General features: G+C 71.7%; 17 protein-coding genes. 7 read left to right on the top strand and 10 right to left on the bottom strand.

Going from position 1 to position 18,750, the window contains the following annotated elements:
• Positions 1 to 41: 41 nt before the first annotated feature.
• A complete protein-coding gene (locus tag HNQ07_RS18250) occupies positions 42 to 1,427 on the top strand; it encodes a serine hydrolase domain-containing protein (RefSeq protein ID WP_184114457.1) in 1,386 nt (461 codons plus the stop codon).
• A 69-nt stretch (positions 1,428 to 1,496) separates the two neighbouring features.
• On the opposite strand, the gene HNQ07_RS18245 is transcribed toward HNQ07_RS18250, so the two are convergent.
• From HNQ07_RS18245 to HNQ07_RS18215, 7 genes are all read right to left on the bottom strand, one after another.
• On the bottom strand, positions 1,497 to 6,383 hold the full coding sequence (locus HNQ07_RS18245) for a DUF4132 domain-containing protein (RefSeq protein WP_184114455.1): 4,887 nt from the start codon (positions 6,381 to 6,383) through the stop codon (positions 1,497 to 1,499).
• Positions 6,384 to 6,385: 2 nt separating this feature from the next.
• Complete coding sequence (locus HNQ07_RS18240; RefSeq protein WP_229832169.1) at positions 6,386 to 6,790, bottom strand: hypothetical protein; 405 nt, start codon at positions 6,788 to 6,790, stop codon at positions 6,386 to 6,388.
• A 196-nt stretch (positions 6,791 to 6,986) separates the two neighbouring features.
• Positions 6,987 to 7,535, bottom strand: coding sequence for a class I SAM-dependent methyltransferase (locus HNQ07_RS18235; protein WP_184114453.1), 549 nt, complete (start codon positions 7,533 to 7,535; stop codon positions 6,987 to 6,989).
• A complete protein-coding gene (locus tag HNQ07_RS18230; RefSeq protein WP_184114451.1) occupies positions 7,532 to 7,915 on the bottom strand; it encodes an MmcQ/YjbR family DNA-binding protein in 384 nt (127 codons plus the stop codon). The genes HNQ07_RS18235 and HNQ07_RS18230 overlap by 4 nt, the downstream gene beginning before the upstream one ends.
• 89 nt (positions 7,916 to 8,004) lie before the next feature.
• Positions 8,005 to 8,280, bottom strand: coding sequence for a hypothetical protein (locus HNQ07_RS18225; protein WP_184114449.1), 276 nt, complete (start codon positions 8,278 to 8,280; stop codon positions 8,005 to 8,007).
• A gap of 83 nt (positions 8,281 to 8,363) precedes the next feature.
• Entirely contained in the window at positions 8,364 to 9,725 is a 1,362-nt protein-coding gene (locus HNQ07_RS18220; protein ID WP_184114447.1) for an alpha/beta hydrolase family protein, read from the bottom strand.
• A gap of 269 nt (positions 9,726 to 9,994) precedes the next feature.
• Complete coding sequence (locus HNQ07_RS18215; RefSeq protein WP_184114445.1) at positions 9,995 to 11,194, bottom strand: molybdopterin molybdotransferase MoeA; 1,200 nt, start codon at positions 11,192 to 11,194, stop codon at positions 9,995 to 9,997.
• Positions 11,195 to 11,255: 61 nt separating this feature from the next.
• Here HNQ07_RS18215 and HNQ07_RS18210 point away from each other — a divergent pair, with 61 nt between their 5' ends.
• The 3 genes from HNQ07_RS18210 to HNQ07_RS18200 all read left to right on the top strand — a co-directional run bounded on the left by HNQ07_RS18210 (position 11,256) and on the right by HNQ07_RS18200 (position 13,620).
• A complete protein-coding gene (locus HNQ07_RS18210) occupies positions 11,256 to 12,338 on the top strand; it encodes a CAP domain-containing protein (RefSeq protein WP_184114443.1) in 1,083 nt (360 codons plus the stop codon).
• A gap of 107 nt (positions 12,339 to 12,445) precedes the next feature.
• Positions 12,446 to 12,922: an FKBP-type peptidyl-prolyl cis-trans isomerase gene (locus tag HNQ07_RS18205; protein ID WP_184114441.1), complete on the top strand. Its 477-nt coding sequence runs from the start codon at positions 12,446 to 12,448 to the stop codon at positions 12,920 to 12,922.
• A gap of 98 nt (positions 12,923 to 13,020) precedes the next feature.
• Positions 13,021 to 13,620, top strand: a complete 600-nt coding sequence (locus HNQ07_RS18200; protein ID WP_184114439.1) for a tetratricopeptide repeat protein — start codon at positions 13,021 to 13,023, stop codon at positions 13,618 to 13,620.
• Positions 13,621 to 13,679: 59 nt separating this feature from the next.
• On the opposite strand, the gene aspS is transcribed toward HNQ07_RS18200, so the two are convergent.
• The gene (aspS, locus tag HNQ07_RS18195; protein ID WP_184114437.1) at positions 13,680 to 15,029 is read right to left on the bottom strand and encodes an aspartate--tRNA(Asn) ligase; all 1,350 of its coding nucleotides are present in this window, start codon (positions 15,027 to 15,029) and stop codon (positions 13,680 to 13,682) included.
• A 178-nt stretch (positions 15,030 to 15,207) separates the two neighbouring features.
• Entirely contained in the window at positions 15,208 to 15,687 is a 480-nt protein-coding gene (locus tag HNQ07_RS18190) for a GreA/GreB family elongation factor (protein ID WP_184114435.1), read from the bottom strand.
• Positions 15,688 to 15,920: 233 nt separating this feature from the next.
• Between HNQ07_RS18190 and HNQ07_RS18185 the strand changes: the two genes are divergently transcribed.
• From HNQ07_RS18185 to HNQ07_RS18175, 3 genes are all read left to right on the top strand, one after another.
• Positions 15,921 to 16,559 carry a hypothetical protein gene (locus tag HNQ07_RS18185; RefSeq protein WP_184114433.1) on the top strand — a complete coding sequence of 213 codons (639 nt, stop codon included), beginning with the start codon at positions 15,921 to 15,923 and terminating at the stop codon, positions 16,557 to 16,559.
• 85 nt (positions 16,560 to 16,644) lie between these two features.
• On the top strand, positions 16,645 to 17,505 hold the full coding sequence (locus HNQ07_RS18180; protein ID WP_229832167.1) for an HpcH/HpaI aldolase/citrate lyase family protein: 861 nt from the start codon (positions 16,645 to 16,647) through the stop codon (positions 17,503 to 17,505).
• Entirely contained in the window at positions 17,502 to 17,975 is a 474-nt protein-coding gene (locus tag HNQ07_RS18175) for a MaoC family dehydratase (RefSeq protein ID WP_184114431.1), read from the top strand. Before HNQ07_RS18180 ends, HNQ07_RS18175 begins: the two co-directional genes overlap by 4 nt.
• On the opposite strand, the gene HNQ07_RS18170 is transcribed toward HNQ07_RS18175, so the two are convergent.
• Complete coding sequence (locus HNQ07_RS18170; protein ID WP_184114429.1) at positions 17,972 to 18,703, bottom strand: MBL fold metallo-hydrolase; 732 nt, start codon at positions 18,701 to 18,703, stop codon at positions 17,972 to 17,974. The genes HNQ07_RS18175 and HNQ07_RS18170 overlap by 4 nt on opposite strands.
• Between the last annotated feature and the right edge of the window lie 47 nt (positions 18,704 to 18,750).

The raw sequence follows: 18,750 nt of genomic DNA, 5'->3' as shown, positions 1-18,750 counted from the left end.
ACCGCGGCCAGCGTTAGAGACGGACGCGCTACCGTTCCACCATGTCCCTTCTCGACAGCGTGCGTACCCTGGCCCCCTACCTCACCTCCTGGCTGGAGTTCCAGCGTGACCTGGCGCGGGTGCCGGGCGTGCAGGTGGCGGTGCGGGTGGGCGGCGAGCTGGCCGCGTCCTTCGCGCTGGGCGTGGCGAACGAGGCGACGGGCGAGGCGCTGACGACCCGGCACCTGTTCCGCATCGCGTCGCATTCCAAGACCTTCACGGCGACCGGAATCTTTCAACTGGTCGAGGCCGGAGCGGTGCGCCTGGACGATACGGCGGGGCGCTGGCTGCCGGAGCTGGAGGGGTCGCCGGCGGCGGGGCTGACCGTGCGGGAGTTGCTGGGGCACCAGTCCGGCATCAACCGCGACGGAGCGGACAGCGATTACTGGCAGCAGCTCCACGCCTTCCCGGAACGGGACGTGCTGATCGAACTGTGCCGCGCCGAGGCAGTGTTCGCGCCGAACGTGTACTTCAAGTACTCGAACATGGGCTACTCGCTGCTGGGCCTGATCATCGAGGCGGCCAGCGGGCAGTCCTACGAGGACTTCGTGGCGAGGCACATCACGGGGCCGCTGGGGCTGGCGAACGTGGGGCCGGAACTGCCGGCGCGGCGCGAGCCCGAACTCGCGGCGGGGCACAGCGGACGGCTTTTGGGGAACGACGCGCGGCGGGTGCTGCCGTCCACCGACACGCGGGCGATGGCGGCGGCCACGGGGTTCTACGGCACCGCCGAGGACGTGAGCGCGTACCTCGCCGCGCACACGCTGGGCCGCACGGAACTGCTCTCCGACGCGTCCAAACGCATGATGCAGCGCAAGGAGTCGGAGGTGACGCGGCCGTCGCGGCGCTGGTACGGACTGGGTTTCATCATCGACGAGGTCGGCGGGCGCCCGCTGTTGGGGCACTCCGGGGGCTTCCCAGGGCACATCACGCAGTCGTGGCTCGACCCGAAGTCCGGCCTGTCGGTCTCCGTGCTCACGAACTGCCTGGGCGGCCCAGCCACGGAGTGGGCCACGAACCTCGTGAAGCTGATCGATGTGGCGACCACGGCGCCGGAGCGGAAGGAGGCCGATGCGCCGGGCGTGCCGCTGGACTCCTTCACTGGCCGCTACGCGACCGACTGGGGCGTGTTCGACCTCGTGGAGCTGGGTGGCCGGCTGGTGTCGCTGGTGCCGCTGGGCGATCCGGCGCTGAGCATCACGGAACTGACCGTGCGGGATACGGACACGCTGGTGCCGGCCGCCGAGGCGGGCTTCGGCGCGGTGGGCGAGCCGTTCCGCGTCCAGCGCGACGCAGCCGGCCGGGTCGAGTGGGTGCGGCAGGGGGGCGGCCGGGCGTGGCCGTTCGCGGCGTACCGTGAGCGGGTAGGGCTGCCGCCGCTCGCGTGACGGGCGGAGGCCTTCGCCCGTCACGCCACTGACGTCCGCACCTCCACCGCACTGCCGACGCCGAGGCCCTCACCGCAGCTGTTCCAGAATTGTCGGGTCCTGAATCTTGCGGTCCTCGGCCAGCAGCAGCACCTTGCTGATCACCTCCGCCGTGCGCGGATCGGGGTCGGCGAAGGGCAGGAACAGCCGCCCCTGGTGCTGGTTGTGTACGGGAATGATGCACAGGAACCCACCGGGCTGCCGGTGAACCGTGCCGCTGCCCAGATGGACGGTGTAGCGGGCATGGTGGCCGTCGATCAGGGCGTGGTCGTTCATGACGCGGACGTTGTCCAGGGTCAGCAGGCGCAGCGTCTCGCGCAGCAGGGCCGAGCGCATCTCGACGGTGCTCTGGCTGGCCTCGGGATCGACGCCGCCGACGTGGGCCACGGACACGACCAGATCAAGGTCGCGCAGGGTCTCGCTGTACACGCGCGGCGGCACCTGGGAGAGGAGCATGGCCTCCTGCCCGTCGCGCGGCACGAAGTACGCGGCGGTCAGGGGGGTGCCCTCGACTTCACCGGGGGTGCCGTAGCCCAGGCTGGTGTCGATCCAGACGTTGATGCCCTCGGCGTGCCACGTCTTGCGGACGCCTTCCTCGGGGACGGTGATCCAGCCCCGGGTCTTGAACAGGGCGGCGGCTTTCGTGGGCTGGACGTGGTGGCCGTCGAAGCGGGTGCTGCGTCGGGCGCCCAGCTCGGCGGCAGTGGGCGGGTAGTACTCGCGGAAGACCTGCTTGAACGGCTGCGTGAGGCCCTGATCCATGACCTGCGCCTGGAAGGCCGTCCAGTGCCCACCCACACACAGGTCGTGCGGGTGCGCCAGCCGCAGGGCATGATCCCCGATGGCCTGCGGGCCGCCGGGCGTGTGCAGCGTGTCACCGTCCCACCACCCGGTGTGCGCCTCGTTCACGATCCACACCAGCCCGCGCAGCATGGGCGCGATGACGGGGTGGGCCGCCAGATCGCGCAGTTCCTGCGGCTGGAGGTGGTCGCCCCGGATCATGGCCTCCTCCAGGGCGGCGCGCATCCGGGTCCGGGCGGCATTCAGCTCCGAGACGCTGCTGCGCAGGGCGACGACCTCCGGCAACTTTTTCAGCGCGGGCGGCAGGGTCTTGAGGGACCGGTCACCCCGCTGGATGGTCACGCTGGCCTCGCCGTCAGGAGCCAGGGCGATGCCCAGGGCCACGCCCTCCACCGTGACGGTCTGTGTCCAGTCGGGCGCGGTGCGGGCCTCCATGGCCCACACGAGGCGCTGCGGATCGGTGTACCCGGCGGTGCGGGCCAGGTTCTGGAGGCCGATGTCGGCGGCGAGGCGCTCGCTGGCCTGCCGCTGTGCCCCGAACTGCCGGGCCTCGCGCCGGAAGTCGCTGATCACGCGGTAGCGCTCCTCCAGCGCCTTCGCGGCCTTGCCCTTCGCGCGGGCCAGGGGCAGCAGCCCCAGCGACCGCACGGCGTCCTGGCTGCGCTTGCCGTGAATCCGGGCGCGGAGTTCGGTCTCGTCCAGCTCGCCCAGGACGGCGCGGGCGTACAGCTCGGCGCGCTTGTGGCCGCCGCTGCTGCTCGCATACTTGGCGGCGTCCAGCAGCGCGGCGAAGCGTCCCTTGCCCAGCGCCCTGTAGGTGCGGTGGAACCACGCCACGTCCACCGCGCCCTCGGTGAGATCGGTGGCGCTCAGGGGAGTGCGCTCGCTGATCTCGGCCTCCCAGGACTCGCGGACATCGGCGGGAACGCTCCAGTTGCTGTCGCGGGTGTGGGCGTGCAGCCAGTACACGCCGTCGTGCAGGCCGCGCCAGCCCAGCGCTCCCGCCACCAGCGTCGCCCACTGCGGCGCGAACATGGCGAGATCGAGCAGTCGGGCGTCCGGGATGTTCAGGGCCAGGGCGTGGGCACGCAGGCCCTCAGGTGTGTCGCCGGGCTGCGGGAACGACACCCGGATCAGGTGGCTGAAGGTCACGTCCCGGCTCTCGTTGTTGCCCTGGTAGCCGCGTTTCAGGGGATTTTTCCCCAGTCCCGCGAGCAGGCGCAGGGCCAGCGCCGCGCCGTGGAGGCTGTTCACGGCCAGGGCGGGCCGGGTGGCGGGGGTCTCCAGATCGCCGCGCCCGAGTTCAACCTCCAGCACGCGGTCACGGACAGCAGCCACGGCGGCAAGCCAGTCCGGGTGGGTGGGCAGCTCCGCCTTCACGGTGCGGCGGGTGTAGGCGCTCAGGTCGTCGAAATCGTTGCCGTAGTAGTGGCCCTGCCGCTCCGGGCGCTCGCCGATCAGCTGGTCGTACAGGTCGCTCCGGGTCGCCCAGCCCTGGGCGTAGGCGTGCAGCAGCAGGGCGGTGGCCGGCCGCTGGCGGGGCAGCTTCGGGAAGGCCGCGCCCTGGTACACGCCGAGCGTCCACAGGCGACGTATCTGCTGCGGTGTCCACGTCGTCCACGCGCCGGACGGCCGCAGCGGCGACAGCAGGTCGCGGGGATCCTGGCTGCGCCACGAATACTGCGGATCGACGTGCACCTCGGCGTCGAGCGGCAGGTACGACAGCGCCGTCTCCCACGCGTCCAGCGCCATGTCCGTGTCGGTGGGCGTGGCGGACTCGCCGTGCAGGAAACTGACCACGGCCCGCACCACATCGGTGCACTCCAGACGCAGGGCGACCAGTGGCCCCAGCGTGCAATGCAGCGTCCGGCGGCGCAGGCTCTGGATGGCCTCCGCGGCGGTCACGGCCGTCCGGTGCTCGGCCTGCTCATCGGCGTCGGTGTCCGCCAGCGTCTCGAGATCGTCCTGGTCGAGGCCAAGGATCTCCAGCAGTTCCGCGTCCAGGTCGCCGCCTGATCCGAGTTCCTCGCTCAGTTCGCCGGCCGTCGTGTCCGTCCGCGCCACGAAGTGCGACAGTGTCCACAGCATCCGGGTCAGGTCGCCGTCCTGGGCCTCCGGGCGCGACTGCCACCAGCCCTGCCACAGGTCGTGCAGGGGCATCGGCTGCCCGTCCTGGCCCGGGCGGAGGTGCCACGGACGTACATTGCCGAGCAGCGTGGTCTCCTGTCCGTCCCAGCCGACGCCGGTCAGGGGCGTCTCGCGGTGCGCGACGATCAGGGCGTCCAGCGAGCGCAGCAGCTCTGCGCCGCGTTGCAGGTCGGCCGGGTAGGGGCGTTCCCGCACGGTGGGCGGCGTGGGCCGGGTCACGCCCGCCGGGTCGAACAGCCCCAGGCCGTCGCGCAGCGTGACCTGTGAGGCGGGGTCGGTCAGACGGGCCAGCAGCGTCTGCTCGGTGACAGACTTCGGGCTGAAGCCCTCGGGCGCGGGGCGACCGGTCTCCAGCAGCAGTTGCAGGCCCGCCTGGCGCTGCTCGGCGTTCGTGGTGCCCAGCAGCGCCGTGGCGCTCGCCTGCGCGGTGTCCGGGTCCGCGGCCAGCAGGCGGATCAGGCCCCGGCGCAGGTCGGCGCTCTTGCGCTTCAGGAGGGTCTGCACCACGGCGACCTCGTCCGGATGCGGGGTGAAGTGGGCCATGACGGTCACGGCCTCCTGCGACACGCTGCTGTTGCGGTCCTGGAGCAGCGTGAGCAGCAGCGTCCGTGTCGGCGCGTCCAGACGGTGGGCCTTCGCGTGTTCGCCCAGCTGGCGCAGCAGCGCGCTCTTGCCGTAGACGCTCATGCCGCTCAGGTGTGGGGCCAGCGCCGTGAAGGGCCGCTCGCCCCGCAGGGCGGTCAGGGCATCGAGCGCCTCCGCGCGGACGGGAACGTGCCCCATCCACGGGAACAGCAGCGGATCGTGCCGCGCAGCGTCCGGCAGGCGCAGGACGTAGGTCTCGTATTCCTCGAAGGTGAAGAGGGAGCTGCCCGTGCTCCAGCGGTTCACGGCGTTCCCGGCCAGCGCGGCCAGGCGCAGGTCGGCGTCCAGCAGCAGCGTGCGCCGATCCGTGTCGGTCAGCAGTTCGGCCTCCATCAGGAACTGCGCGGCGGCCATTCGGCGGGCGGGGTCGGCGTCCGTCAGGAGCGGGCGGGCCACATCGGCGGCCTGCACGGCGTCGCGCATCCCCAGGACGAACAGGGCGAGGTAGGCGTCCACGGCTGGGCCGGACACCACGGCATTCCGGGCGGCCCCTGCGTCCTCCAGGAAGGCCAGCGCGTGGGTGAGCAGTCCCCGGACGGTCTTCACGTCGGTCACGTCGAAGTTCAGGCCGAACCACACGCACGCGGCCCGCAGCGTGGCGGCGAAGCGCAGCAGGTCCTCGTTCAGGATCAGCCGCAGCGTCCGCGTGAAGGCGTCCGGGCTGGCCTCGTCCACCGTCTCCAGGATCACCTGCCGCAGCCCCTCCTGACGCTGGGCGGCGAGCAGCAGCCCCTCGGCCAGGGCCCAGGCGTCCTCGCGGGTGCTGGACAACAGGGCGGCGGGCACGTGCCGGCCCATGCGGGCGACCGGGTGCTGCGTGCCGGCCGTGTCGCGCAGGATCTGGAAGACCTGCTCGTTGCCGTCACTGATCGCCTGTCCCAGCAGCACGCCCAGGCCGTGCGACTGCCACGCGTTCATCAGGCCCGCGTGAACCGCGAACCACTCGATGGGCTGGGGGTACTCGCGGGTCACGTGCCACGTCTGCCACAGCCACGCGTGCGCGTGCGCCGCGGCCAGGACGTGGCCGGGGGCACGGAAGGCGCGGCGGGCGTAGCCCTGCGGGTACGGATGCCGCGTCAGCAGGGCGTCCAGCGTGCGGGCCGCCACGTCCGGGAAGTGCGGGAAGAACGCGGCGGCGATGGCGTGGCGGGTGGCGGCGTCGCTGGTGTGCAGGAGATCCGTCAGGGCCTGATCTGCCGTGGACACTCCGTTCGATCGGTCCCGGATGACCGCGACGATGCCGGGCGGCAGTGTCCCCAGCCGGGTCTCGAACTCCGCCTTCCACGGATGCTCGTAGGAGCGCAGGAGGTCCTGAACGTCCATGCTCAGCCCCCCGCCAGCGCGGTCAGGCGCACGATCAGCAGCGTGCTGTCGGGGCGCAGGGCCACGGGCGCGTCCAGCTCGGACACCTGCCGGTCGTCGATGAACACGTAGTACAGGCCGTCCCCGAAGGCGGTCAGGGCGGTGCGGGTGGCGTCCTCGGCGCCGACGGCCACGCCGCGTTCCTGCGGCCCCACCGCCACGCGGCCCCCGGCCACGGCGTCCTGAAGCTCACGCTCGGTCATGACGCGCAGCACGCCCACGCCGGCCTGCCGCTCGTGGTACGCGGCGACCTCGTGGTGAACCAGATGCGTCAGCAGCCCGCGCAGGGTGTGCGGGCCGTCCGGCAGGTCGATGGGACGGCGTTCAAACGGAGTGCGGCGGCCGATGAGCTTGGTTTCGACGATCATGCGGGAACCTCGTTCGGATGGGATAGTGGTGCGCTTCACCGTTCAGCTTACCCGGATTCCACCGCTATGTAAATAGCGTAATTTCGGGCTCGATTCCGTCACCTGCCAGATTCAGCCCGCGCGGCCCCTGCTGGCATGTGCGGCGTCTGCCCTCTACCTGCGGAGCACCGGCACGAGGCCGGGGTGCGGGCGCTGGCTACCCTGGCTTCACGGCGTCCACGATCACGCTGGTGAAACCCGGTCCGCCCCGACCCTCCCGCCACGCGGCGTTGCGGTGGTCGAGCCGCCGACTGCGGTACACCGGGCCGTCCTCGACGCGCCAGGGGACGTGGTGGAAGGTACCGGCCGCGTCCCACCACTCCAGGGGCCGCACGCGGAACCCGGCGTCCTCGAACACGGGCGTGAGGGTCTCCACGGTGTACAGCACGAAATGGTCGTGCGCGGGGCCGGGGCCGTGGACGGCGACCAGGGCACGGTACGCGGGGTCTGGATGGTGGCCGTCCGGCACGGCCACGCGCAGCACGCCGCCGGGCCTCAGCCACTCGAAGGCGGTGCGGGCGGCCACCGCGGCCTGCTCCGGCGTCAGGTGCTCCCAGACGTGCTCGCACAGGAACGCGTCGGCGCGAGCGTCGCCGAAGAACGCCGCGAAGCTGGCCGGATCGAGCAGGTCGAGCTCGGCCTGCTGCGTGGGCACCCAGCCGTCCCAGCGCTGCTCGCCGGCCCCGATGATCACGCGCCGGCTCACAGGTTTGCTCCGCGTTGGCCCAGCTCCGCGCGCTGTGCGCGGGTCAGGCCCCGGACGACCAGCGCGTGGCTGGCAGCCAGCAGGTCGCGCACCACGGCGTCCGGCACGCGGCCGTCGAGCGGCACACTGATCCAGTGGCGCTTGTTCAGGTGCGGGGCACCGGAGACCGCGTCGTACGCGGCGCGCAGTTCGTCGCCGCGCTCGGGCGCCACCTTCAGCGACACCGCAGGCGGGTCGTCGTCCAGCCCGAGCAGCGCGTACATCCTGGACCAGCCGGGGCCGCCGACCTTGAACACCAGCGTGGTCAGTCCGAAGGGGAAGGTCTCGTGCGAATGCGGCAGTGACGCACACGCGGCCCGGACGTCGGGAATGGACAGCATGCGCCCAGGGTAGTGCAGTGCCCCAGGCGGGCCATCACATCCTCCGGAAGCGCTGGTCTCCGGCGGATGTGGTGCGGCGGTCCCCGGGCTCAGCTCTCCGTGACCGGATCAACGCCCTCGGCCTGCTCCAGCGCCTCGTTCGCCTCCACGATGGACGCGTCGCCGCCGCCGACCAGATCCGTGACCTCCTGACTGCTCAGGCCCTCGGTGCTGGTGGGAAGCATGGCCGGCGCGTCCGGCAGGTGGTCGGGGATGGGGCCCTGATCGGCCGACCCGTGCTCCGGCGCGGGCGCGTGGTGCGGCATCAGGGTGGGATTCACGGGCAGCGGGTCGCGGTCGTCGGGGGTCGTGGGGTCAGGGGCCATGGTTCAGTGTGGCGGGCGCACGTCAGGGAACCTTGATGATCGCCTCAAGGCGCCCTGAACGTTGCCCCGTCACTCCGGCAGCGTCACTTAGGCAGCAGGTGGTACAGCTCGATGCCGCGCGCGGTGCGGTCCTTGAAGCCCTTCCAGGAGGTGTCGTCGGCCTTGGGCGTGCCGTCGGCGTTGCGGCTGAACTTGATGTCGTTGGAGTGCGTGACCGGCACGTTCAGGTACGCGGCGGCCGCCTGCTCGCCCTTGAGCTTCAGGTTCAGGAAGGCGGTCACGAAGTGCTGGTTGAGGTTGTTCAGGCGCCCCGAATCCCACGCGGGTTCGGCGTAGTGCATGTAGTCGTCGAAGCTGCCGTACGACGCGGCGGGCGCAGGGTTCGGCGCGCTGTTGTGCGAGGCGTTCTCGTACACGACCATGTAGCGCTCGGCGTTCACCGCGTTCTCAAACAGCGGCTTCACGCCCCCCTCGTAGAAGGCCACGTCGTCGCGGTCGCCGACGACGAACATCGTGGGCACCTTCAGCGCCTGCAACCCGGCGTCCTCCCAGAAGCCGTACTTGCCGCCGAAGTTCACACCGATGGCCTTCACGGCGGCGTCCCCGCCCCACGGCGCGAAGGCGACGACCGCCTTGATCCGCGGATCGGCCGTGTACCGCCCCACCTGCCGCTGCGCAAACGCGCCGCCGGGCACCAGCGGCGCCATCTGCGGGCCATACCCGGCGCCGGCCGCGTTCAGCGCGCCGTAGCCGCCCATCGAGTAGCCCACGATGCCCGTCTGGTTCGCATTCACGACGTTGCTCAGGAACGAGCCGCTGCCGGCCGCGCCCAGGCGGGCCATCTCGTTCAGCACGAACGTGTCGTCCAGCGCGCGGTTGAGCAGCGTGCTGGCGAAGGCGGCCTTGTCGCCGTGGGTGGAGTCGGTGTGGTCGATGGACGCCACCACGTAGCCCTTGCTGGCGAGGTTCTCGGCCAGGTATGACAGCAGGTAGCGGCTGCCGGGATACCCGTGAGACACGATCACCAGCGGGAAGGGGCCGCCCTGCACGGCGGACGCGTCGCGGGTGGCCCGGCCCGGAATCTGGAAGGGCGTGTTGGGCCGCTTGGCATCGCCGGGACCGCTGCCGAGCACGTCGGTGTAGGTGGTGCTGCCGCCGCCGCTCACGCCGGGCGCGGGGTACCACACCTCCACGGTCAGGGGACGGTCGTAGGTGGGCACCGTGCCCTCCTTGCCCGCATGCACGAGGTCGAGCTGGCCCTTGTTGACCAAGTTCAGAGTGCGGACCCCCACGGCGTACTGCCCGCGCGCGGCGAGTTCGGGGGCGTCCGGACGCAGGTCACCCGGCACGGTCAGGGGAGCTGGAGCGGTCTGCGCTCCGGCCGGAGTGCCCAGGGGCAGCGTGGCGATGAGGGCGAGGGTGACGCACAGCCTGGATCGTTGCATGGATCGACCTCCGTGGCGCAAGCACGTCTGACACTTGCTCTGCGCCGGTGAACATTTGTTCAGTGCACTGCACAGGGTAGCGTGCCGCCCGCCCGTCAGGGCCGGATCAAGAACAAATGAAGATGACTCGAGGAGCAGCATGGGGTGGCCCTCCTCTGCACCCGGCGACTCGCTGGACCCCGTCTGGAGGTCTGCCGGCGTGGAAGCAGACCCTCCTGCTCAAGCGGGCGGGTGGTGCCGGAATCGCGTGTCCTTGCCTGACCTCGGCTTCAGAGCAGCACGACCTGCACGTCGTCGCCGGCCGCGACGGGCTGGCCCTCGGGCACGATCACCAGGGCGCCCGCGTCGCTCAGGGAGCGCAGGATGCCGCTGCCCTGCTTGCCATAGTCGCGCACCTGTCCGCCGTCGATCACGCCACGCCAGAACGCGGTCTTGTCGGGCAGCGCGCGGAAGGGGGTGGCGGCGCGCAGCGTCAGGGCCTGCACCGGCTGGCCGGTCAGAGCGGGCCGCACGATCACGTGGAACACCACCAGCGAACTGACCGGGTTGCCCGGCAGGCCGATCACCGGCAGGCCCTGCCACCCGCCCAGCAGCGCGGGGCCGCCGGGCCGCATCCTCACCTTCCAGAACGCCACGCGGCCGTGCTCGATCAGCAGGTCGCGCATGAAGTCGTACTTGCCCATGCTGACGCCGCCGCTGGTGACCAGCAGGTCGGCGCCGCCCGCGCGCTCGATGGCGGCGTGCAGGGCGTCCGGCGAGTCCGGGGCGTGGCCCAGCATCAGCACGTCGCAGCCACTCTCGCGCAGCATGGCGGCCAGCCCGTAGCGGTTGCTGTCGTACACCTGCCCGGCGCTCAGGGGCTCTCCGGGTTCGACCACCTCGTCGCCGGTGCTCAGCAGGGCCACGCGCCGGCGCCGGCGCACCGGCACGTCGCGGTGCCCGAGCGCGGCGGCCAGGGCCACGCGCGGCGCGTTCAGGTGCAGCCCTGCGGCCATTACCGGGTCGCCGGCCCGGAAGTCGCCCCCCTCGGGCCGCACGTCCGCGGGGCTGGCGGCGCGGCGCAGCAGGACGTCCGGGCCGTCGTCCACCAGCTCCTCGACCGGGCAGATGGCGTCGGTGCCAGCGGGCATGGGGGCGCCGGTGTAGATGCGCGCGCACTCGCCTGGCCCGACCGTGCCGGTGAAGGGCGCGCCCGCGCGGCTCTCGCCCACCACCCGCAGCCGCGCCGGCGCACCCGGCGCGGCGCCGACGGTGTCCGCCTCGCTGCACGCGATGCCGTCCAGAGCGCTCTCGGTGGCGCTGGGGTGACTGACCAGGGCGGGCAGCGGCGCGGCCAGCGTGCGGCCCAGCGCGCGGTCCAGGGCCACGGTCTCGGTGCCGGGCGCGGGCAGCAGCGCGGCCAGCATGGCGCGGGCCTCCTCGACGCTGACGTGCATGGGGAAGTCGCGGGTGGGCGTGGGCGCGGTCATGAAGGCAGGATAGGCGCCGGCACGGGCCGCGCCGCGCGGCCCGTGCGTACCATGACTGCACATGATCCGACGGGCGCTGCTCGCGCTGCTGCTGTTCGCCGTGCTGTTCGGCCTCGGCGTGTGGGGCCTGTGGGCCGGGGGCTGGCTGCCGTGGCAGCAGGCCGCGCCGCCACCTCCGCCCCCGGTCGCTCTTCCGGCCCCGGCGCCGACGTCCCCACTGCCCCTCCCCCCCGCACGGGTTCCCTCGGCGCCGGCGCCCGTTCCCACGCCGCCGGACATCCTGCCCGCCCCGGACAGCGTGACGCGCACCCTGCCGGTAGACGACGCGCCCGTTCCGGCGTCCCCGGTGCAGCGGCCCCCGGCGTCGCGGCCGGCCGGGCCCGCGCCGTCCGGCTCGGTGAACGCGGTGAGGGCGCTGGCGGGCCTGCCGACGGTGAGCCGCGTGCCGGCGTGGGACACCCAGTGCGCTGCGCACGCCGGGTACCTCGTGCGCGCCGACCGCGCCGAGCACCGCGAGGACCCGGCCAGTCCGTACCGCTCGGCGGCGGGCGAGGCCTGTGCGCCGGGCCACTACTACGTGTCGTCCCGGAGGGATTCCGGTCTGGAGCGCGCGGTCACGTACTGGGCGACGGGCGCCTTCCACCTGCCGCAGCTGATCGACCCGCGCCTGACCCGGGTGGCGCTGGGACGAGCGCAGGACGGAAGGGGCAGTGTCCGGGCAGCCGCCGTGCTGGACGTGCGGCGCGGCCTGGGCGGGCGCGGAGCGTACCCTGTGCGCTTTCCCGCGCCGGGGCAGGTGAGTCCGTACCGCACGGCCGCGACGTCCGAGTGGCCCGATCCCACCGCGTCATGCGCGGGGTATGCGCCGCCGGTCGGGGCGCCCATCGCTCTGCTGCTCGGACCGGGAGCACGGGTCCGGAGCGCAGCGCTCAAGGTGAATGGCCGCGCGGTGGCCGCGTGCGTGCTCACGCCGCAGCGTGTGCGGGGCGTGTCGGAGGCGGACGCGCGGGTGGGCCGGAACGTGCTGGCGGCCCAGGGCGCGGCGGTGCTGCTGCCCCGGCGCCCGCTGCCGGCCGGCGCGCAGGTGCGCGTGAGCTTCGCCACGGACGCGGGCCGCGTGGGCTGGACCTTCCGGATTCGCTGAACCCCGGCCGATGATCCCCGGATGAGCGAAGCGGGGCGTGCCGGATCACGGACGCAGGGGGTACACTCCGGGGGCTGCACCCCCTTCCCCACCCGAACGGAGATCCCATGAACATCACACAGGACAAGGTTGTCGACCTCGATTACAAACTCACCGTCCAGGGCGAGGTCATCGACCAGAGTGAGCCCGGCGAACCCCTGACCTACCTGCACGGCCACAGCAACATCATCCCCGGCCTGGAACGTGCCCTGGAAGGCCACACGGCCGGCGACCACATCCAGGTGACCGTGGCGCCCGAGGACGGCTACGGCGCGCGCGACGAGGACAATGTCGAGGACCTCGACCGCACCGACTTTGAGGACGATGTGGAGATCGGCGCGACGTACTACGCCCAGTCGGAGGACGGCAGCGTCATTCCCTTCACCGTGGTGGCCGTGAACGGAGACACCGTGCAGGTGGACTTCAACCCCCCACTGGCCGGCGAGACGCTGAACTTCGAGGTCACGGTCCTCGGCGTGCGCGACGCCACCGCCGAGGAACTCGACCACGGGCATGCCCACACGCCCGACATGCACGACCACTGAACCCCCGGGCTTGCCATGACCGTCCGCCGGCGCGGGCGGTTTTTTTGTGTGGGTGTCGTCCCTCACGCACGTGGGGCAGGCCGCGCGTACAGTGGAGCATGCTGCAAGCCGTCTGGACGGCCATTGACGACCAGGACTACGCGCAGGCCGAGGCCACGCTGCGCGCCGACCGGGAGCTGCTGGTGTCCCGGGCCGGCATGATGGCGCTGGGCTCTGTGTACGCGCTGACCGGCCGCCACGACGACGCGCGCGAGGTGTTCACGACCCTGCGGGACGCGCACCGCGGCGATCCGTGGGAGCACATCGCCGTGCACCAGCTCGCCCGCACCGAGCGCCTGGCCGGCAACCCTGAGGCGGCCCTGGCGCTGCTGGACGAGGAACTCGCGCTGCTGGGCACCGGGGCCGGGCGCGAGCACGAGCGGGCGGTCGGCGCCCTGGAGCGCGCCATGAGCCTGCGCACGCTGGGCCGCCTGGACGACGCCCGCGCGGTGCTGGACGAGTGCGAGACGCTGGCCGGGCCGGACGACCCCGAAACGCTGGGCCGTGCCGAGCGCGAGCGCGCCGAGGTGAGCGTCCACGCAGGGCACCCGCAGGCGGCGCGCGTCCACTTCGAGCGGGCCATTGCCCTGCTCCAGAGCGCCGAGGACGACGCGGGCGTGCGGATGGTGCAGGCCCGACTGGCCGCCCTGGACGGCTAGAGCACAGCCGAGGGGGGACACCCCACCGGATGCCCCCCCTCGGCCTTCACCCCTCAGCGTTACGGCGTCAGGCGATGGCGGTCGCGCGGGAACGCGCGGGCGTAGCGGACGTTGCTGATGCCCAGCAGCTTCGCGGTCAGGCGCTCGGCGCCGATGGCGAAGCCGCCGTGGGGCGGCATGCCGTACTTGAAGACCTCGGTGTAGCCCTCCAGCGACGTGGGGTTCAGCTTGTACGCCGCGATGGAGTCCATCAGCATGCCGTAGTCGTGGATGCGCTGCCCGCCGGACGTGATCTCGATGCCGCGGAACAGCAGGTCGTAGCCGCGCGTGATCTCGCTGCTCTGGGTGCCGTCGGGGTTGGCGTCCGGGTGCGCGTAGAAGGGCCGGGCCGCGCGCGGGTACTTGGTGACGAACACGAAGTCGCTGCCCTCGGTTTCGGCGTAGTGCTGTGACAGCAGGCGCTCGGCCTCGGGATCGAGGTCCTTGCCGCCCACCTGGTGGCCGTACTTCTCCGTAACCAGCGCGCGGGCGTCAAGCAGCGGAATACGCGGGATGTGCGCGGGCACCTCCGGGATGGTCGCCCCCAGCAGCGTGAACTCGGCCTGCGCGCGTTCCTTCAGGCGGGCCATGATGGCGACCAACACGCGGTTTTGCAGCGCCATCACGTCCTCCTCGTCCGTGATGAAGCCCATCTCGACGTCCAGCGACAGGTACTCGTTCAGGTGGCGGCTGGTGGCGTGCTCCTCGGCGCGGTACACGGCCGCCACCTCGAACACCCGCTCGAACACGCCGACCATGATCTGCTTGTACAGCTGCGGGCTCTGCGCCAGGAACGCCGGGTGCCCGAAGTAATCGATGGGAAACAGGTTCGCGCCGCCCTCCGCGCCCGCCGATACGATCTTCGGCGTGCTGATCTCGGTGAAGCCCTCCGTGATCAGGTGGTCGCGGAAGCCCGCGACGAGTTCGGCCTGCACCCGCAGCGCCGCGCGCTCCTTCAGGCCGCGCACCGTGACCACGCGGTAGTCCAGCATGGTCTCGGGGTTGACGTTCCATTCCATCTTGGGAATTTCGACCGGCGGGGCCTCCACGGCCGCGCTGATCACGCGGAAGTCCTTGACCTGCACCTCGAAGCCGCCCGGCGCCTTGGGGTGCGCCTTGACCGTGCCCACGACCTCCACGCTGCTCTCCGCCAGCGGCAGGTGCAGGCCGCTGCCCACGCACTGGGTCAGGCCGGACACGTCGCGCAGCACCACGAACTGCACGCCGCCCAGGTCGCGCCGCGCGTGCACGAAGCCCTGAAGCCGCACCGTCTGGCCGTCGTGCGCGGCGAGGTCGCGGGTCAGGGTGCGGGGCAGGGAGTGGACGGAAGCGCCGGAGGCTTGGGACGGGGTGCTAGCTGGGGTGGTCATAGGGCTCCTTGGAAAGTTCACTGCAAAGCCCCCGACTCCTGTGCGGGGTCGGGGGCGCGGCGTACGGCGAGGCGTCCCCTACCGGGGATCGTTATTCGCATCAGTACGTGCCGCCATCATGGGGCGGAGTGTAGAGCGGGGAACAAAGCCGGGTCAACGCGCCCCGGCTAGGCAGGGGTCAGCTGGGCTCCACCGCCTCGATGCGGTAGCGTGCCGTTCTCTCACCCACCTCCACCTCCACCATGTCGCCCTGCTGGCGCCCCTGCAGGGCCTGACCGACGGGGCTGTCGTCACTCACCTGAGTCTCGCCGTCGGTCAGGGCACTGACCTCCACGGCGCTGACCAGCCGAACCCGCATCTCCCGGTCATGGGTCTCGTCGCGCAGCACGACCACCGAGCCGAGTTCGACCAGGCCCAGGGCCTCGTGACCCTCCACGATCACCGCGCGGGCCAGCACGTCCTCGAGTTCCAGCACCCGGGCCTCGGTGCTCTGGAGATCGATCTGGGAGACCTCGAGGTTCCGATCCTCGATGCCATTGGTGTCGTCGCGCACCGCGGCAATCTGGGCGACGGCCTCGTCACGGCGCCCACGCTCCCTGTTCAGGGTCTCTTCTAGGCGGCGGTAGCCGTCCGCCGTCATCGGGATCTGTTCTGCCATCACTGCCTCCTGTGCCGGTTGCTGGCCTCCGCTCTATGTGAACGGTGGAGGCGCGGCGCCCGGCAAGAAATCAGCCAAGGCCAGTTCACGAAGCGTTGCGTCATGGCCCCGCCCACGCCCACCTGAGGGCTGGGCCAACTTCCGTTGCCTTCCTCCTCACGGAGCCCCGCGGCCCCGTCCGTTCTAATCGAGAGAACACGTGGCCCCGCCGGGCCGCCTCCGAGGAGGAGTCCATGACCGACCCGATCAATCCCGACCCCACCACCGACAGTGATCCGGAGCTCGCGGTTCGCCTGGGGGACGACGCGACCGCCACCAGCGAGAACATCGACCGTGACGGCCAGGAGCCCAGCGATGAGGCCCTGCGCCCAAGCGGGGGCCTGAGTGCTGGGGCCACCACCGACTACTCGTTGCCGGAAACCGACGACCCCGCCAACCAGGATGTCCAGTCGAACGCCGAGCTGATCCGCGCGGTGGAGGGCACCGAGGACGACTTCCCGGTGTCCGGCGACGTGACCGGCGGGCACCGAGGCAGTCCGGGCAGCGATGCCCTGGCTGGCGCCGGAATCGCCTACGACGACGGTATCGATCCGTCGCTGCGCAGCGAGATGCTGGACAACGCCGTGGCCTACGGCGACGACTTCGTGCCCAACAACGTCAACGATGAGCCCAGCTTCGACGATGGCGTGCCGGGCAGTTTCTCCGACTTCAGCGTGATCACCCCGGAGAACCCGGACGGCACCACGCGACTCGCCGACCCCAGCCTGGACGCCGGCGGTGAGGTCAAGGGCCCGCGCGTGGGGGGCTCGGGCGTGATTGACGGTGGCCCGCCCCGCACCACGCCGCTGCCCGGCTCGAAGGACGAGGAGTAGAGTCCAGCGCCGCGAGGCCGCAGAACCACCTCGACGTCCTGCGGCCTCATTCCGGGCGACACAGTTCGCCCGCTATCCTCGCTCCGTGCTCCCTGCCCATCCTGCCCGCCCACGCTCACTGCTGTTCGCCCCCGGCAACCGTCCCGAACTCGTGGCCAAGCTGCCGCGGAACCGGCCTGATGCCGTGGCGCTTGATCTGGAGGACGCCGTGCCCGCCGCCGCCAAGGTGGCGGCGCGGGCGCTCACCCGTGACGCGGCGCGTGACCTGATTGCTGCCGCGCCCAGGTTGCCGGTATTCCTGCGGGTCAATGCCCTGCACTCGCCGTACTTCGAGGACGATCTGGCGGTGCTCACGCCGCAGCTCGCAGGCGTGGTCGTTCCGAAAGTGGAATCGGTGGCTGACGTGCGAGTGGTCGTGGACGCTCTGGCCGCGCGCGGACTGAACCTGCCGCTGCTGGCCGGGTTGGAGACGGGTGCGGGCGTATGGCACGCCGCCGACATCCTGCGCGAGGACGCGGTGCGCTGGGCGTACTTCGGCGCGGAGGACTATGTGGCCGACGTGGGCGGCACGCGCACGCCCGGCGGGCTGGAGGTGCTGTACGCCCGCTCGCGGGTGGCGCTCGCCGCGCGGCTGGCCGGGGTGGCAGCCCTGGACATCGTGGTCACGGCGCTGAACGACCCGGACGCCTTCCGCGCGGACGCCGCGCAGGGCCGCGCGCTGGGCTACGCCGGGAAGCTGTGCATCCACCCGGCGCAGGTGCCGCTGGCGCACGAGGTCTTCGGCGCGACGGAGGCCGAGGTCGCCCGCGCCCGCGCGCTGCTGGCCGCCGCTCACGAGGCCGCCGCGTCGGGCCACGGGGCCTTCAGTGTCGAGGGGCAGATGGTGGACGAGCCCATGCTCGCCCGCGCACGCGCCATCCTGGCGACCGTGGAGGACACCCCATGAACGAGGATCTGGATCGCCCGCAGGGCCGCTGGTTCGAGGAACTCCCGGTGGGCACGGTCATCCGGCACCGCGTGCGGCGCACCCTCACGGAGTCGGACAACATCCTCTTCACGACCCTGACCATGAACCCGCAGCCGCTGCATCTGGACTTCGAGGCGGCCGCGCAGAGCGAGTTCGGCCAGCCGCTGGTCAACTCCATGCTGACCCTGAGCCTGCTGGTGGGCCTGAGCGTGCACGAGCTGAGCGTGGGCACGCTGGTTGCCAACCTGGGCCTGACCGACGTGGCGTTCCCGAAGCCGGTGTTTCACGGCGACACGATCCACGCCGAGTCGGAGGTGGTCGAGTCGCGCGAGAGCCGCTCGCGGCCTACGCAGGGTGTGGTCACGGTCGAGCACCGCGCGTACACCCAGCGGGGCGAGCTGGTCGCGCAGTGCCGCCGGACGATGCTGCTGCGGCGGAGGCCCGACTAGGGGTGCGCCGCCAGTTCCTTGAGCTGCGCGTCCGCGTTCTCGGTGACGAGGCCGCCGTGGTACGCCAGGATGGTCTGCACGTCCAGCCCGGCGAGTTTCTTCACGGACTCCAGCGCGGTCGGCATGTCCGGCGTGGCGCGCTCGTTGGGGCCTTTCAGGGTGCCGTCCTGCGAGGTCAAGGCGTCGCCGGTGATCAGCGTCCGGCTGCCGCTCACGTACACGCTGGCGTGCCCGACCGTGTGCCCCGGAGTGGCGACGATACGCAGGCCCCCGGGCAGATCCTCACCGTCGTGCAGGGCGCGGGTGACCGGCACACGCACGGGCGGACGGGTCAGCATCGCGCGCCGGGCCGGGTCGAGGTTCGGGTCGGCCAGCAGCTGCTGCGTCTGCTCCTCGCTGGGCAGCTTCTGCGAGCGCTTCTCGCCCGTGATGTACGGCACCTCGGCCTCCAGCGCCAGCACGTCCGCGCCGGTCTGGCCCACGACCGCCTCCAGGCTGCCGATGTGGTCGAGGTCATGGTGTGTCACGATGACCTGCTTCACGTCGTCCAGCGAGAATCCGGCCTCGCGCAGCTGCGTGTCGATGACGCCCGCCATGCCGGGCAGGCCGGTGTCCACCAGCGTCAGGGTGCCGTCCGGCATCACGATGGCCGACGGGCGGAACACCATGTGGTTGCCGTTCACGGTGGATTCGAGGTCGAGGACGATCACGTCGTTCACGCGCTGCATGCCGCGAGCCTACGCCGGCACCCAGCAGCACGGCACTTGTGTGAACC

Origin of the sequence: Deinococcus metalli (assembly GCF_014201805.1) — a bacterium.
Lineage (GTDB): Bacteria > Deinococcota > Deinococci > Deinococcales > Deinococcaceae > Deinococcus > Deinococcus metalli.
The sequence above is the reverse complement of the archived record's forward strand: the minus strand, read 5'-3'. Positions and strand labels throughout refer to the sequence as shown.